Raw genomic sequence first — 16,985 nt, forward strand, 5'->3', positions numbered from 1 at the left:
TTAAGTAAAATTTAAACAAACTTTTAATATGAACATCTGACAATCATTTTTTTATGCTTATAAAATCACACTATACAAATTCCTGTAATATCTTTTTTAAACAGACGCTTAACTTTTTACTTCTAAATATTTTCCTCTTTCTTCAAAAAATGATATAATAATCGAATGCCCACACCAGTTGCACCTGCTTTAAAATAACGATAAGGAGCTGTAAGAAAGGCTGTTCCTGCAATATCTATATGCAACCAAGGATAGTTAGTAAAATGTTCCAAGAATTTTCCAGCGGAAGAAGCTCCACCTTCGGGTTTACCCAAATTTTTAATATCGGCAATAGGCGACTCTAAATCTTCTGCAAATTCATCCCAGAAAGGAAGTTCTGTCAATCTTTCAAATACCATTTCCCCAGATTGTTGCAAACTTTGCTTAATTTCTGTGGAAGCATTCCCCATAAAAGCACTTCCGTAATGACCTGTAACCCGAGCAGCTGCACCAGTCAGTGTTGCCAAATCAATCACTATTTTAGGATTCAAGTTCTGAGCGTACACCAAAGCATCTGCCAAAATAAGACGACCTTCCGCATCTGTATTTTTCACCTCTACGGTAGTGCCGTTCATCATTGTGAGCACATCATCAGATACAAAAGCGTTACTATTAATTCGGTTATCCGTTGCAGGGATTAATCCTATGACGTGAATAGGTAATTTATTTTGAGCCACAGCACAAAGTAATCCAACCACAGCAGCAGCTCCTGCCATATCCGATTTCATCGTATCCATATAGCTACCAGGCTTCACGTTATATCCTCCTGTATCATAAACAACTCCTTTTCCTACAAAAATATAAGGCTGTTGATTTTTAGCGTTTTGCGGTCTCCACGTCAGAATATTAAATGTTGGTGGCACATCACTTCCAGCATTAACACCAAGTAATCCTCCCATTCTGAGTTTCTTAATTTGTGATTTACTTAGCACATTAACGTCAAATCCGTAGTGATTTCCTAAAGTCTGAATTTCTTCTGAAAAACGAGTTGTTGTTAAAACAGATGGCGGCTCATTTACCAAATCACGAGCAATAGAAACCGTTTCCAACAAGCCAACAAGTTCATCTATCTTAGTTTCGTCAATTTCTGCGTAAATCTGAATATCTTTTTCCTTTTTATCTTCTTCTTTGGTTTTGTACTTCGTAAAATGATAATCTCCTAAAAGCATTCCTTCCAGAGTCGTCAAAGTAATCTGCTCTCCCACTGTTGAAATAAGATTTGCTGTGGAATAATCTTCTTTTTTTAACAAAGTAAGAATCTCATTTCCAAGAATTCTCGCTTTTTCATTGGTAACACTCTGTTTTTCTGAATTCTCCAAGAACAAAGCAATTATCAAAGGTTGTTCCGATGTTGGAATTGAAATAACAACATTTTTCTTCTTCTCAAAGTACTTTTCAAGATATGGATAAAGTGTAGCTGGCAGGCTGTTCAAACTTTCTGTAAGATATATCGTTACATCTACAGGTTGTTCTTCATTGATGTTTTTAAACGATTGAATTTTCATACTTTTTCTTTTTCAAAATTACAAAAAAAAGACGATGCATTACATCGTCTCATAATAAATTATTCTTTAACAACTTCTTCTTTTTCAGAAACATTCTCTTCTTCTGAAGTTTCTTCCAGATACCCTTTTTCAAGAAGTAGGTTGTACCATTGTATTACTTTTTTGATATCGCTTACATACACACGATTTTCATCATAATTAGGCAAAACATTGAAGAAATATTCTTCCAATGCAGTATCATCAGATTTATGAGAAATACTTGTTTTTCCGTTATTTTCTTTCTCCTTAATATTTTTAAATACCTCTCTTAGAGGAACTTCTGTTTCCAATGTATAGATAGCAATTTCCGAAAGCAAACTCACATTACTTCGTATTCCTACTGAAATACGTTTTCCGTCCAGCAACGATGTAGCTAAAAATCCTGTACGTGTTTGCGATTCCAAATGATATAATCCTGGTTTGCCCGAAATGGCTAAAATTTTGTTTAAATTCATTTTCTTATACTATAAAAATTAACTTCTTATTTCTTGTATATCAAACTTTTACGTTTATAATTCCTATCTTATCTCTTTTTCGCATCAGGGAAACGCATTCTGTAATCCACATTTACTTTCCCCTTACTAATGTCTGTAAGCTTTCCTTTCAACAATCGTTTTTTAAAAGCCGAAAGCTTGTCTGTGAATAAAATTCCCTCAATATGGTCGTATTCGTGTTGAATAATTCGTGCGGCAAGTCCATCAACCGTTAGCTCTTGAGGAACAAAATTTTCATCTAAATAACTAATTGTAAGTTGCTTATGTCGCAATACATCTTCCCTCACTCCAGGAATACTCAAACAACCTTCATTGAAGCTCCACTTATCTCCTGTTTCTTCAATAATTTTAGCATTTATGAATGTTTTTCTAAAACTTTTCAGAAATTCCTGTTCTTCTGCACTTAAATCCTCATCCTCTCCAAATGGTGATGCATCAATAACAAACAAACGAATCGGCAAACCAATTTGAGGAGCAGCCAACCCAACTCCGTGACTTGCTTCCATCGTCTCGAACATATTGGTTATCAATTCCTTCAAATTTGGATAATCTGCTGTAATATCTGTACCTACTTTTCTAAGTACAGCATCTCCATAAGCTACAATAGGTAGAACCATAATTTTTCAGTATTAAAGACTGCAAAAGTAATAAATAAAGTTGATATTTGTAATATTATATGCTCAAGTTTCCGATTAATCTGAGAGCTTATCAGTTTCATCTTCCTTGTTCTTAGCCTTTTTGATTACTCTATCTCCTTTTCTCAGTGTTTTACCTACCAAACTATAAGGTCCTACTATTATTTGTTCTCCTTTTTCAATTCCTGATAAAACTTCAATATTTGTATTATCCTGAATCCCAGTAGAAACGACTTTTAGTTCTGCTTTTCCATCTTTTAAGACAAAAACCGCTTCTTGCCGTTTTTCGGCTTCCTCTTTTGGCGTTTCAGGATTAATCTCTGACATTTTTTTAACAACTATGGCACTTATCGGCACCGCAAGTACATCTTTCTTAGTTTCGGTAAGGATATCCACTGTGGCTGTCATTCCTGGTCGGAAAGGCGAATAACCAGCTTTTTTATCCTTTAACAAATCCTGATAGGAACTTTCTTCAATACGAATTTTTACTTTAAAATTAGTAACTTGGTCAACACTCGTTGTTGCATTGGCTGTGTTTGCAATGTTAGTTACAGTTCCTTTGAAAACTTTCTTCAAATATGCATCAACCTCAACATTAACACTATCTCCTACACTCACTTTAACTATATCGTTCTCATTTACATCAACTTCCACTTCCATACGGCTCAAGTCAGCAACACGCATAATTTCCGTTCCAGTCATTTGCACTGTACCAACCACACGTTCTCCCAACTCCACGCCAAGCTTAGAAATGGTTCCATCAGTTGGTGAAAAGATAGTCGTTTTTCTCAAATTATCCCTTGACTCTGTTACACTTGCCATCGCACTTTGAACATTAAAACGAGCCGATTCTCTGTTCGCTTTTGCAATATCATAAGCAGATGTAGCTTTTTCCCAATCTGATTTTGAAATCACACCTTTTTCATATAAAACTTTGCTACGCTTGTAGCTTTCCTCGCTTTCTTTTAAAGTTGCTTCAGCTTGTTGTAATGAGGCTTTCACGGTCTCAAGCCCAGCAATACTTCTGTTCACAACAGATTCATACACATTGGGATTGACACGTACCAAAAGGTCTCCTTTTTTTACCATTTGTCCCTCAACTACAGGAAGTTCAATAATCTCACCTGAAACTTCGGAAGATAATTTAATTTCCAATTCTGGCTGAATTTTACCCGTTGCTGAAACCTTTTGCGTTAGTGTTTTCAATAAAACCTCCTGAGTTTCCACTTCTTTACCTTCTGGTTCTCCTCCAAACCATCCAGCTTTTTTGCCAACAATTAGCAATATTAAGCCCAAAACAATAGCTATTATTATGAATAAAGTCTTTCTTTTCATAGTTTTATCAACTTAAGGACAATTTTTATTAATATGAAAATCTCAAAATAATTATTCTCTATCTATTGATATTCAATCCATTAAAATAATATTGCAAAACTTTTATTTTAAATATATATTGATATTTTGCTCTAATACTTTCATTTTCAGCATTTTCATACTGATATTTCGCTTGATTAAAATCAAAAGTATTCATCAAGCCTACTGCGTGACGTTCGTTAGCATAGACGTACGATTGTTTCTTAGCCTGTAAGGTTTTCTCTGTAGCTTCAAATAATTTTTTAGCATTTGATGCATCTGTATAAGCCTGATATACATTCTTTTCTATAGTGAGTTCTGCCTGTTGCTTATTCCATTGACTTCTGAGTAAATTGATTTCTTGACGTTTGATGTTTCCTACTGTTGAAAAGCCGTTGAATACTGGAATTGTGAGAGATAGTCCCGCGTACATTCCTTTATTTTGGTCTATCTGTCTCCAAAAATTTTCAGGATAATTTTTCGACCAACGTGAGTTATATCCCCATTGTGCAGAAAGTCTTGGAGAGTACGCAGAACGAGCCAACTTCAAATTACTTTCTGCTAAATCCACATTTGCTTGAGCAATTTTCACATCTTGGGTGACTTCCTTCGCCCTTTCAAGAATTTCAGTTGGAGTTTTTGAAAGAATATCTGTTATAGGAATTTCGAGAGATGTGTCTGCGATTTCAAAATCCTGATAATTTTTCAGCAATAGCAACTGAGCCAATCCCATTTTTGAAATAAAAAGAGCATTTTCGGTAGCAATAATTTGTTGTTCCTGCGAAAAAAACTGCGATTCAGCCTCATATAAATCCCCTTTAGGCAAAGAACCCGCTTCGATTAAGTCCTGAGTTCTTTTCAAATTTTCTTTAGAAACTTCAAGCTGAATATTTAATTTTTTAATTTGTTCTTTGTTGGATAAAATTTCAAGATATGCATTGATTATCATCAAAATAATATCATCTTTCATTTTATCAAGTTTATACTGAGATGCTATCTTATTAAGCTCTGCAAGTTTTAATCTACGCCAATTCTGCAAACCAGCAAAAACCGTTACATCCATATTTACCCCTCCAGAAGCCGATTGAAAAAAAGCATTTTCATACTGGTTGGTAACAGGATTAATGTTCTTTCCCTCATTAAGATTGTAAGTGACATTCCCATTGAATGAAGGGAAAAAAGTACCTCTTGCCTGTAATTTATCAATATCAGTCGTTTTTAAATCAATTTCTGATTGTTTGATAGATATGTTATTTTGCAGGGCATATTCAATACAGTCTTCCAAAGTCCAAAGTTTTTGAGAATACATCGAAAAAGATGATATTAGTAAAAATATAAACAATAAATTCTTCATTTTCAATAATAAAAAAGTAAGAAACGATGATAAATAATTAAGATTTTTACCTCCCAAATCAAAATCTGTCTGCCAAGATATTAATTTTTTTCAGTATTGATTATATTTTTTGAAATTATTTTTAGGATTTTTTTGTAATAGACTATAAATCAAATAAAAAAAGAAGCCACCCTCACGGATAGCTTCTTCGAGTTTAATTTTAAAAATGTTTATTATGAAATCAAAATCTTTATTCGCTTTTTTCAGTGTTATCCACCAACACTTGACCACGATAGTACAATTTTCCTTCGTGCCAGTGAGCTCTGTGATATAAGTGATTTTCACCCGTTGTTGGGTCTTTTGCAATTTGAGGAACTACTGCCTTATCGTGTGTTCTTCTCTTATCTCTTCTTGTTCTTGACTGTCTTCTCTTAGGATGTGCCATTTCTTATTTTTCTTTATCAGTTATTATTATTTTTTTCAAACTTTCCCATCTCGGGTCTATATATTCACTTTCTTCAAGTTCTTCTTTAGGGGTTAACTCCTCTAATTTATCTAAAATATCGGAGTGTAATGTTCCTTTTTCAACCTCAGGATGAACACGCTTTACTGGTATTGAAAGCACAATAAGTTCATAAATGTATTGGGCTACATTAAGCAAATGTTCTCCGTGTGGCAAAATGAGTAGCTCATCATCTTCATCATTGTACTCCTCCCCAAATTTTACCACCAAAAAAAGTTCTCCCTCAACTTTCATATCAAAAGGCTCATTGGATAAATCACAATTAACATTCACAACTCCCTCATTTCTAAAATGCAACTCAAGTAAAGTGCTTTTTTTATCCAACTCAACAGTTACAACCTGATGAAGATTGTTCACATCATCATACCCAAATGAATCCAAGAACTTTTTATCAACCTCATAAACGAATTGATGTTTTCCTTGTTTCAACCCCGCAAAAGAGATATCATATTCCTTTAACTTCCTCATTTCCTACAAGTTTACAAAACCAAATCGTTTTTCAGCGAGTGCAAATATACAACTTTATTCTAAATATCAAATATTTTTAAAAGAAAATTACTATTTTTTGGATTTGACTTATTTGATAATTATTTCTCAATCCACTTGATGAGTTCTTGAACTAATACTTCTTGTTGGATAGGCATTGGGGGCTTTGTTGAAACAATATTTCCCTGTTTATCAATTATCATATACGTAGGAAAACTCTTAACTCCTAAACGACGTTCTAACATACTTTGTTGTTCATCAGGAAGATTGTAATGCACTACACTTTCGCCCGTCAGATTATATTGTTTTAAAATATTTTTCCAAGAATCTTCTGGGGAACGATTGGCAAAGTACATAAATACGACGTCTTTTCCTTTTAATTCTTCTTTTACTTTACCAATATACTTCATTTGTTCACGACAAGGTGCACACCAAGTGCCCCAAAAATCAATGTAAATCACTTTTCCCAGATAAGGTTCTGTTAGTTTTTTGAAAAGCTCATCGGCATTTTTAGCATCTTTTAAATGTTCAGTGCGTTTTAATGATTCTGAATATTTAACATCTTGACCTTGAACAGCATTGTATTTACTTTGTTCATCCTCTAAAATACTCAATATTTCACTACTTTTTATATTCGAAGCGAAAAATTCCCACTCTTTTTGCGTTAAAGAGCGACTTTCTCCTTCGTAAATGTTATACGCTCTTCCTGCATACATTATTTCCTTAACTTCTGGCGAGACTTTCAATGAATCCAAAGTTGAAAGCTCTCTTTTTAGCATTGGGATATACACAACTTCATCTTTTATTTTAGGAAATTGCTCAGTAAATAGCTTTTCATACGATTTTGTAAAAGCAAAAGCATTAAAATCATCAATATAAGGTTTAAATAAGGCAAAATGATTCGCAAACGTTGTCGAATCCGCTTTTTGCTGACGTAACTCAAATGTTTTCTGAGCCATTTCTTCTAATTTATGTGTTGCCGTGTACTCTTTCTCTGATAAATTAACCATTTTATGCTTATCGAAATACTTCATTACCTCCAAATTACCTATAAAATCTGGTTTTAGGAATACTTTTTCATTATAATAAGCTGTATAATCATTCAAAAAGGTATTTGATCGCATTAATGTTAATGGTTTCGGCATATTTTGAAATACAGAATCAGCAAGTGCCATATAATCAGCACTAAAATTACCCTCTTTACTTCTTTCTAAGTCAAATTTTCGTTGCATCATATCTCTTGCCATCACCGTAAGCTTAAATTTCTCAATAAAATACAGAGTTCTTTTAGAAATCACTTTATTTAATCTTACAAATTGCTTTATTTCCTTTAATTCATTTCTTAATGCCTCTCTACTTTTGCTTAGAAATACATCTGAAGGAAGGCTTCTATCAATATGAGGGAAAAAGTCTGATTTCGCAAAAGAAAAATAGCTTGTGAGTTCCCTATGAAGGCGTGCATTTTTACCCATTTGCCAAACAATAGCCTCTTTATTACCTCTAAAATCTTGATTTTTATAATCAATATATAAAAAATATTCTTCTCCAGGTTCAACTACATCAGGCAAATAAGTTCTCCCCCAATCCATCAAAATAAATGAAGTGTTCAATACTTCAAAAGTGATTGAAAAACAACCATTTTTATCAATATCAGCAAAAAACTCATCCTCTTCATCTGTAATTAAATTCGGAACAGTTATTTTAAAAGGCTTTTTATGAGGCATTTTCTGTAAAAACCCTCTAATCGTTACTTTTTCTTTTTTGTAATTGTTATCCAAAAACGAGTGTTTATCCTCTGTTAAATACGATTGAGGGCGATTTTCGTATTTTAAATCTATTTTTTGATTCCCATCAAGAAGCGTAAGTTCATTTTTGCATCTTCCTGTAAAAGAACACGTTATCGTTTCCTTTTTATCTTCTTGTGATAAAGTAATTTGATATGTATTTTCGTCTTTCTTACTATACTGATATGTCCAAGCTTCATTTTTATACACAACTATCTTGTCAAAGAAACCAATAACCCATTCATTGGTCGTAGGGTTGCACCACGTTCCGTAAAGATAGTTCGACTGAATCTTTTCCCCTATTTTATATATTTCATCATTGTTTTCAGTTCTGAATTTTATGTTATTATCAGAATGTGTAATATACACCATCTTGAAGGAATTATTATATTCAATCAAAGCACGATATTCCTTATCCAAGTATTTTCCTAACCAATGTATTTTCCAATCAGCATTATTCCAATGAAGTGTATCTTTAGTAATAGAAAGCTGTTTCCGAGGATTATTTTCCCTTGTCAAGATTCCTTTAATTACTTTTTTATAGTTTGAAGGTTTTAATAAAACAATATCAGGGTCAGCATTGTATTTTGTACACTCAAATTCTTTATTGCCAAAAACAAACTTTGCCTTATCTTGTTCTATTAAAGTTATACTTGCATCTAAAAATCTCCCATAAGCATTTAAAACTAATTCATACCTATTATCTTTTTGCTTTATACTTTCTATTGGAACAAGATTATAAAGCACTTCCACATAATTTTTACCTACGTGAATTCCATTCCAATCACCTTTCTTTTCCACTTGAAATTTCCAAAATCCGTGAAGATTTTCAGGAATTTCATTCAGAGATTGCGCTTTTATATTACATTGAAAAATGAAACATAAAAGCATTGTTTTAATTAAAAATAAGTGTTTCATAATTTAATTTTTTATTTTATTGATTAATTTAATCCTTAAATTCAGAAAAATTATTTTATTCCATTCGTTGTATATATCTTTTTAATCGTGAAATAAAATTAATAAATAACTTTTGACATTGTCCTATCTTAATTTATACTAAATGAGAATATCTTATTTGTTATTTTGAAATAAATGAGATGATTTTTGTATAAGTAGCTTATTTTTATTTATAATTAAGAAAGAGTTATTCAAATTTTATATTATCTTTTTTACTATTATAGTAATCTATTTTGGTTTCTTTGCTTATATTTCCTGAAATATCCTTATAAATAGCTTTTGAAGAGAATATCGAGTTTCCTTTAATATCGACTTTAATCGTGTCGCTTGTTATTTCATTTAATATAAATTCGCTATCTATCCCATTTAGGATTATTTTTTGATAAGACATTTCATTTTTAACATTATGATATTTATAATCTTCTCCACTAAAGTCATATACATCAAAATAAATTCTACTTTTATTTAAATTAAATGTTGTAGTTGTTTTATTTCTGTATTTTGAAAGTGTATTAACTCTAAGCCATACATTATCAAGGGATACTGATTCTAAAACAGGAGAATGAATGCCAATAAAATGTAAATTTTTCCAATTACCTCCTATATTTTTATCAATTTTAAGTGTTAATGTATCGTTATTTGAAGTAAATGATATGCTTTCTTTATTCAAACTATAATCAATAAATGCATACGAAGTATCTTTATATACAAATAAAATTTCACCAATGCTATCTAACATTCCTCTTTCTCCTGTTATTTTTAAATGTTTAAAGTCAGGAAGTTTTTTTATCTCTAACGAATCTTTCACATAGCTCCATCTATACTTTACAGAAGGTTTTTTTACTTCTTTCATTGATTTTATGATGAAAAATTCTATTATTGGAAATATAATAATTATTGAAAATACCAATAATAATAATTTATTACTTGTTTTCATTCTATTTTTAATTTAAATTGTTTTTAAAATTTTCGTAATGTTGTTGTAATTCATCAAGTTCAATTCCTAATACATAAAGCGTATTGAATAAAACAGGAAGTTCGTTTTGTAAAAATTCTTGTTGGCGATATTTTCGTGCTTGTTCTATTCCATTTTTTTCCACAAAATACCCAATTCCACGTTTGTCAATGATAATTCCATTATTTTTTAAGAACTCATAACTTCGGGCTATCGTATTCGGATTGACACTAACCTGTATTGCCAATTCACGAACACTTGGTATTTTAGTTTCGGGCTGCCATTCACCTAATAATATCTTTTGGCAAACAAAATCAACGATTTGAAGGTAAATGGCTTGACCATTATTTTTAATTTCCATAGTCATCGTACTTCTTTTTCTTTAAATTTAAAATAAGAAACCATATAAAATAGTAAAGGAAGTCCTACTACAAACAAATTACTCTTCAAAATATAAAAAGCATAAGATGCTTTATAATAAACTTCATAAGAACCGTATGAATCTATTGTTATTCTATCTGTAACAAAGAAAATATCTTCTCTGCCTAAAATACCTGTAAGATAAAGATTAAAGATTATAAATAAAAATATGCCTAATGAAACTGTTACAAGAGATTTTAGAAAAGCAAAACGCTTAAATGTAAGTATTGATGAATAGAAAAAAGATTGTGTCATAAAATAAGTAACAATAGATGCAACAATAAAGCCGTCTAACGAATCTTTATCAAAAACACTATAAGGTTCTATGCTAATATTATTTTTTTCTATCATAAAAATACCTATTTTATACATCAGAAAGAATAATAACGAATAAAATATCAGATGAAAAATAGTATATACGACAAATTTAACTAACCACTTTTGAAAAATACTTGCCGGAAGGCTTATTTCTGCAATAATTTTGTTTTTCTTTTCTACAAAACGAAATGCCAAATAAGAAGATAAGATTCCAATAATCAAAATCATAAAGGGATATATTGATATAAAATTTACTTCATAAAAAACTTCTTCTTTTACTCTTATAAAATAAGAATATGCCATAATAGCAGGCACTATTAAGGTTGTAGCAATGAAAATATAAGTCAAATTCTTTGCATTTTCACTTAATTCTTTCCTAAATAAGTTGAAAAATTGTTTCATATTTTCGTAGTATTAGAGTTAAACCAATCATTTACTTTTTTTGGATTTGAAATAACAGCTTTATAGAGCAATTCCAAATCTATTTTGCTCTCATTGTAACCATTATTAGGCAAAACAAGCATATCTCCGAAGAAACTTTCTTCCAAATAGAAGGCTTCTTCACGCTGATTTTTGTTGTGTGTTGCTTTAAATTCTAAACACTGAGAAATTTCTTGCATTGACTGATTGAAAAGCACATTTTTTTCATCTAAAACAATCACTCGGTCGATGAGGTTTTCCAAATCCTTCGCCTGATGCGTACTGATGACAAAACAACGCTCATCATTCATTATTTCTACCATAATTTTACGAAACTGCGTTTTTGCATTAATATCCAATCCGTTAGTAGGTTCGTCCATCAACACCAACGAAGTATTTGCTGCTAATGCAAAGCTAATCAGCACTTTTTTTCTTTGTCCGTAGCTCAACTTATGGAGTTTATCTTTTTCCGAAACTTCAAAAGCGTGTAAAAATTTCTGGAATTGCTCTAAGCTAAATTTCGGATAAAATACAGATAGGTTCTTCTGATATTTTTCAACCGAAGTGTCAGGCAAATAAACCTCATCAGGGATTACAAAAATTTCTTGTAAAAAGCTCGTTTTTCTCTCCTTTGGAACAAATCCTAAAACTTGAATTGTCCCTCGATTAGGGAAAAGCAACCCTGCGATGTTGTACAAAAACGTGGTTTTCCCTACTCCATTTTTCCCAAACAAACCACAGATTTGTCCTCGCTCAATATGCAAATTCAAATCTGTAAAGATGGTTTTCTTACGAAAAGAAAAATCTAAATTTTTAACCGTTATCATAAAAAAAGTGTTTTAGTGTATTACTTTACTATTACACCTCAAAAGTAATACAAAAAATCATACTTGCAAACTTTTGAGACAAAAAATAGTTTTTCTTCGCTTCCAACACCTCGAACAGAAAGATTATCAGCATATTATTTTCTACAAAGGTTAAAAAACAATTCAATAAATTTCATTTCAAATTTTAACTCATTTAACTTTTGTTTTGCATCGAACAAAAACATCAAACAACTAAAAACTAAATAGTTAAACAAAAACACGCAAACAATTTAAGATTAATTTTACGAAAAATTTAACTAAATACTTAATTATGAATGTTTTGGTTGTTACATTCCAAAAGAAAAAACTTATCAACAATGTGGGAAAAAGTGGTAGAATGTGGGATTTTTTTTCTACTTTTGTCCTGTGATTATTTAGAAATGTATTACAGTGGGAATTCTTATAGGCACATATGAATGTAAAATAGACGCAAAGGGACGGATAACACTTCCAGCTCCTCTCAAAAAACAATTGGGAGATTTGGAGGCGGGGTTCGTACTTAAGCGTTCTGATTTTCAAAGATGTATAGACTTTTATACAATGACCGAATGGAATTTGGAAATGCAAAAGGTAAATAGCCTAAACAGATACGTAAAAGAGAATAATGATTTCATCAGAAAGTTTATGTCGGGCGTAAAACTCATTGAAATAGACTCTGTTGGAAGAATGTTGATTCCGAAGGATTTACTGGAATACGCACAAATTGACAAAGAAATCGTTATGTCAGCATTAGGAAACCGAGTTGAAATTTGGGACAAAACAGCTTATGAAAAAGCCATTTATACAAGTCCAGAGGATTTCTCGGCATTGGCTGAAAAAGTTATGGGAGGCTTAGGAAATGATTAATACAGAAGGATATCACAAACCTGTATTACTTACAGAAAGTATTGATGGTCTGTCAATTAAGAAAGATGGAATCTACGTTGATGTTACTTTTGGAGGTGGCGGACATTCTCGTGAAATCTTAAATCAACTGGGTGAAAACGGACGATTGTACGCCTTTGACCAAGATGCCGATGCTGCTAACAATGTTATTGATGACGAGCGTTTTACACTTATAAATCAGAATTTCAGATACATAAAACGATTTTTGAAATTCTATGGAGTTAAAAAGGTTGATGGTGTTTTAGGAGATTTTGGAGTTTCATCACATCAGTTTGATGTTCCCGAGCGAGGATTTTCAACACGTTTTGACGGCGTTTTAGATATGCGAATGAACCAAAACGCAGCGATTTCGGCTCAAAACATACTGAACGAATATTCTGAAAACGAATTAGTTATTCTATTTTCAAAATATGGAGAGCTGAAAAATGCTAAAGCTATTGCCAAAGCCATTTTTACCGCTCGTGTAGAACAAAGGATAATTACTGGCAATCAATTACAGCAAATTCTAAGACCTTTCTTGCAGAAATTTAAAGAAAATAAAACTCTCGCTCAAATCTATCAAGCCATTCGCATTGAAGTTAATGAGGAAATACAAGTTTTGGAAGAATTCTTATTACAACTTCCTGATATTGTGAAAACAGGCGGACGTATTAGCCTCATCAGTTATCATTCATTAGAAGACCGATTGGTAAAACGTTTCATTCGTGACGGGCAATTTGAGGGAAGTCCTGAAAAAGATTTTTACGGCAATGTTGCTGTTCCTTTTAAGAAAGTAGGCGGATTGATCGTCCCGACAGATAGCGAAATTGCTGAGAATAGCCGTGCCAGAAGTGCTAAACTCCGAATTGCTGAAAGACAATAAAAAATGGGAAAAGCTACAAATGAAATAAAGAATATCCTCAGAGGAAAGTTTTTGGTAGAAGGCAAAGAAGCTACCAAGAATTGGACGTTCATTGCTTTTCTGTTTGTCTTGGGAGTAATTATGATTACAAGTTCTCATAATGCAGATAATAAAGTACATCAAATCGCAAAACTCAATGAAGAGGTAAATGAACTGAAAAGCCAGTTTGTAGATGTTCGCTCACAATTGCAAAAGGTAAAATTAGAGTCTTCATTACTTAACAAACTTAAAAGCAAAGGTTTAAAACAACCTGAAAAACCACCTCAAAAGATAAAAGTAATTATAAAAGAATAATATTTGAAATTTTAAATTAAACTTAATTCATACAAAAATGGCAACAAAGAATGACAAAAGGATATTATCTCGCACATACATTGTTGCGACTGCTATGCTTTTGTTAGCGATTGTCATTTCTGTAAAACTTGTAAAAATTCAGATTGAAGGTGATGAATATCGGGCAAAAGCAGATGAAACTACACTGCGAGAAGCTGAAATAATTCCTAATCAAGGAAATCTATATTCTGATGATGGGAGCTTACTTGCCACATCGGTAGTACGTTATGATATCCGATGGGACGGAATTGCTCCTTCAGAAAAAAACTTCAATACGCACATAAAACCTCTAAGTGATTCACTTTCAAAGATGTTTGGTAAATCAAGCTCGTACTATCAAAACTTACTCAAAAAAGAACGCAAACTAAAAAATCGCTACCTACTAATTGCACCACAATTGGGGTATAGCGATTATCTGCGTATTAAAAAATTTCCTCTTTTTGAGAAAGGTCCATATAAAGGAGGTCTTATTATTGATAAAAAAGTAAAACGCGAATATCCTTTAGGTGGAATCGCTCACCGAAGTATCGGTTACGAACGAACTGATGAAAACGGATACACTATTCGTGTGGGATTAGAAGGAGCCTATTCTAACTATCTCTTGGGTACAAAAGGGCGTCGTTTGGAACAAAAAATAGCCAAAGGACAATGGAAACTTGCTAGTGGTTTCAATATAATCGAGCCAAAAGATGGATACGATGTCGTTTCAACCATAAATATTAATATTCAAGACATTGCTCATCACGCTTTACTTGCTCAGTTGGAAAAATTTAAAGCAAAGCACGGCTGTGTGATAGTAATGGAAGTTAATTCAGGAGAAATAAAAGCTATTTCAAATCTAGAATTGAATTCAAAAACAAATACTTATTCAGAACGATATAATTACGCAATCGGAGAAGTTCACGAACCTGGTTCAATCTTTAAATTAATGTCGGTTGTCGCTGCTATCGAAGAGCGTGGCATTGACACTACATACGTGGTTGATATCAAAAACGGAAGAGCCAATTACTACAAAGAAACTGTTGATGATTCACAAAAAAGATTTACAGGAAAGATAAATATTGCCAAAGCCTTTGCCGTTTCGTCAAACGTTGGTATGACCGAGATGGTTCATCATTTGTTTTCTAAAAATCCAAAAGAATTTACGGACAAACTATCGCAAATGGGATTAGACCAACCTTTAGGATTACCCATCAAAGGTGAAAGAACTCCGTACATTCCAAAACCAAAGGATAAAAACTGGAGCGGTATTTCCCTCGAATGGATGGCTTTTGGCTATGGCTTACATTTAACTCCTTTGCAAACATTAGCTTTTTATAACGCAATTGCAAACAACGGAGTAATGGTGAAGCCTCGACTCATAAAAGAAGTGCGTGAATGGAATAAAACCATCGAAAAATTCAATGTGGAAATTATCAACGGAAAAATTTGTTCAAAAGAAACCGCACAAAAAGCAAAAGGATTACTCGCCAGCGTTGTAGAAAAACCATATGGAACTGCACATAAATTATATTCTTCCGACTTTTCAATGGCAGGAAAAACAGGGACTGCACGAAAAAACTATGGTAGCAACGACAAATCGAAATGGAGTTACATCTCCTCATTTGCAGGATTTTTCCCTGTTGAAAATCCAAAGTATTCGTGCATCGTGGTAATTCACGAACCTGACAGAAACGTGGGATACTACGGAGCTGATGTTTCAGGACCTGTATTTAAAAGTATCGCTCAGAAAATTTACACAAATTCACTGCTTATTGATACAATCGAAGATGTAGATAACGCTTCAGAGAAAACCAACACAAACTACAATCAATATTATACAAAAGCTCAAAAATATAAAACCATAATGCCCGATGTTATAGGAATGGCTGCAATGGATGCCGTTGCTTTACTCGAAAATATGGGACTAAAAGTTCGATTAGTCGGCGAAGGAAAAGTGACAAACCAGTCGATTACAAGTGGACAAAAAATAGGAGCGAACAAAAATATCGTTCTTACGTTAGAAAATAGCTAATCTAATGTATTTTCATTACGATGGCTAAAAGTTCTTTGACATAATGGGAATTTAAAGTGATGCAAGACAGATTATTTATCGTGTTGGCTTATAAGAAAATAGGCTAACACTATTCATTACACATATATAGAAATTAATTTTTAACTGCGGTTGGGTGATTTCTGACCGCAGTTTTTTAATTTCGAGTTTAAAAAGGAAAATTATGAATAAAAAACTAACAGAAAACACATCAAAAACAGCTGATATTGATGCATTACAACAATTTTGGAGAAATGATAAGAAGAAATTACCTCCTACCAATTGTATTCTATATGCTGATGGAAGCTTAATTATATTAGATTTCGTTATTTTTTACGACCCCAATACAAAAAAGAGTTCTGCCCAAGTTAGTCCGCTATGCGACACAAACATAAGTAACATTTTGAAGTATAATCATTGGGACAATTGGATTTCAGTAGATGTATGGAACGAATTAATCGTTGATGATAATCAAAAGTTTGTGAGTGGTGACGGAAGCTATGGTAATGAAGGCTTTATCGCTCGTGAAGATTCGGAAGGAAATCTGGTCTGGGCAATGTTTTTCGACCACACTAACCCAATAAAAGAATTAAAAATTGAAAATAATTGGCTCATTGGCATTACAGAACACAGCGAATCACAAATAGAAATCAATTTAAATAACTTAACAGACATAAAATATACCTTTTATAATAAAAAATAACAAT

General features: G+C 32.4%; 17 protein-coding genes. 5 read left to right on the top strand and 12 right to left on the bottom strand.

The genetic code is table 11. The annotated features are described in order from the left end of the window. Positions 1 to 122: 122 nt before the first annotated feature. From CGC48_RS04120 to CGC48_RS04175, 12 genes are all read right to left on the bottom strand, one after another. On the bottom strand, positions 123 to 1,544 hold the full coding sequence (locus tag CGC48_RS04120; RefSeq protein WP_098028561.1) for a leucyl aminopeptidase family protein: 1,422 nt from the start codon (positions 1,542 to 1,544) through the stop codon (positions 123 to 125). A 59-nt stretch (positions 1,545 to 1,603) separates the two neighbouring features. Continuing rightward, entirely contained in the window at positions 1,604 to 2,038 is a 435-nt protein-coding gene (locus CGC48_RS04125) for a DUF5606 family protein (RefSeq protein ID WP_018280288.1), read from the bottom strand. Positions 2,039 to 2,106: 68 nt separating this feature from the next. Next, complete coding sequence (gene def / locus CGC48_RS04130; protein WP_098028562.1) at positions 2,107 to 2,694, bottom strand: peptide deformylase; 588 nt, start codon at positions 2,692 to 2,694, stop codon at positions 2,107 to 2,109. A 75-nt stretch (positions 2,695 to 2,769) separates the two neighbouring features. Beyond that, the gene (locus CGC48_RS04135) at positions 2,770 to 4,047 is read right to left on the bottom strand and encodes an efflux RND transporter periplasmic adaptor subunit (protein WP_098028563.1); all 1,278 of its coding nucleotides are present in this window, start codon (positions 4,045 to 4,047) and stop codon (positions 2,770 to 2,772) included. Positions 4,048 to 4,105: 58 nt separating this feature from the next. Further along, complete coding sequence (locus tag CGC48_RS04140; protein WP_098028564.1) at positions 4,106 to 5,419, bottom strand: TolC family protein; 1,314 nt, start codon at positions 5,417 to 5,419, stop codon at positions 4,106 to 4,108. Positions 5,420 to 5,648: 229 nt separating this feature from the next. Further along, positions 5,649 to 5,843, bottom strand: a complete 195-nt coding sequence (rpmF, locus tag CGC48_RS04145) for a 50S ribosomal protein L32 (RefSeq protein WP_018280292.1) — start codon at positions 5,841 to 5,843, stop codon at positions 5,649 to 5,651. A gap of 3 nt (positions 5,844 to 5,846) precedes the next feature. Next, positions 5,847 to 6,389 carry a YceD family protein gene (locus CGC48_RS04150; protein ID WP_098028565.1) on the bottom strand — a complete coding sequence of 181 codons (543 nt, stop codon included), beginning with the start codon at positions 6,387 to 6,389 and terminating at the stop codon, positions 5,847 to 5,849. Between the two features lie 119 nt (positions 6,390 to 6,508). Next, positions 6,509 to 9,109 (bottom strand): TlpA family protein disulfide reductase, encoded by a 2,601-nt coding sequence (locus CGC48_RS04155; protein ID WP_098028566.1) that lies wholly within the window; start codon positions 9,107 to 9,109, stop codon positions 6,509 to 6,511. 226 nt (positions 9,110 to 9,335) lie between these two features. Then, the gene (locus CGC48_RS04160; protein WP_157909864.1) at positions 9,336 to 10,085 is read right to left on the bottom strand and encodes a hypothetical protein; all 750 of its coding nucleotides are present in this window, start codon (positions 10,083 to 10,085) and stop codon (positions 9,336 to 9,338) included. 7 nt (positions 10,086 to 10,092) lie between these two features. After that, positions 10,093 to 10,464, bottom strand: coding sequence for a GntR family transcriptional regulator (locus CGC48_RS04165; protein WP_232780543.1), 372 nt, complete (start codon positions 10,462 to 10,464; stop codon positions 10,093 to 10,095). Between the two features lie 2 nt (positions 10,465 to 10,466). Then, positions 10,467 to 11,243: a hypothetical protein gene (locus CGC48_RS04170; RefSeq protein ID WP_098028569.1), complete on the bottom strand. Its 777-nt coding sequence runs from the start codon at positions 11,241 to 11,243 to the stop codon at positions 10,467 to 10,469. Continuing rightward, on the bottom strand, positions 11,240 to 12,088 hold the full coding sequence (locus CGC48_RS04175) for an ABC transporter ATP-binding protein (RefSeq protein ID WP_098028570.1): 849 nt from the start codon (positions 12,086 to 12,088) through the stop codon (positions 11,240 to 11,242). Before CGC48_RS04175 ends, CGC48_RS04170 begins: the two co-directional genes overlap by 4 nt. Positions 12,089 to 12,517: 429 nt before the next feature. Here CGC48_RS04175 and mraZ point away from each other — a divergent pair, with 429 nt between their 5' ends. The 5 genes from mraZ to CGC48_RS04200 all read left to right on the top strand — a co-directional run bounded on the left by mraZ (position 12,518) and on the right by CGC48_RS04200 (position 16,981). Next, on the top strand, positions 12,518 to 12,973 hold the full coding sequence (gene mraZ, locus CGC48_RS04180; RefSeq protein WP_041995938.1) for a division/cell wall cluster transcriptional repressor MraZ: 456 nt from the start codon (positions 12,518 to 12,520) through the stop codon (positions 12,971 to 12,973). After that, positions 12,966 to 13,874, top strand: a complete 909-nt coding sequence (gene rsmH, locus CGC48_RS04185) for a 16S rRNA (cytosine(1402)-N(4))-methyltransferase RsmH (RefSeq protein WP_098028571.1) — start codon at positions 12,966 to 12,968, stop codon at positions 13,872 to 13,874. The genes mraZ and rsmH overlap by 8 nt, the downstream gene beginning before the upstream one ends. Before the next feature lie 3 nt (positions 13,875 to 13,877). Beyond that, a complete protein-coding gene (locus CGC48_RS04190; protein WP_098028572.1) occupies positions 13,878 to 14,207 on the top strand; it encodes an FtsL-like putative cell division protein in 330 nt (109 codons plus the stop codon). Between the two features lie 37 nt (positions 14,208 to 14,244). Then, a complete protein-coding gene (locus CGC48_RS04195) occupies positions 14,245 to 16,260 on the top strand; it encodes a penicillin-binding protein (RefSeq protein WP_098028573.1) in 2,016 nt (671 codons plus the stop codon). A 202-nt stretch (positions 16,261 to 16,462) separates the two neighbouring features. Then, the gene (locus CGC48_RS04200; RefSeq protein ID WP_098028574.1) at positions 16,463 to 16,981 is read left to right on the top strand and encodes a hypothetical protein; all 519 of its coding nucleotides are present in this window, start codon (positions 16,463 to 16,465) and stop codon (positions 16,979 to 16,981) included. Positions 16,982 to 16,985: the final 4 nt, after the last annotated feature.

Origin of the sequence: Capnocytophaga cynodegmi (assembly GCF_002302475.1) — a bacterium.
Lineage (GTDB): Bacteria > Bacteroidota > Bacteroidia > Flavobacteriales > Flavobacteriaceae > Capnocytophaga > Capnocytophaga cynodegmi.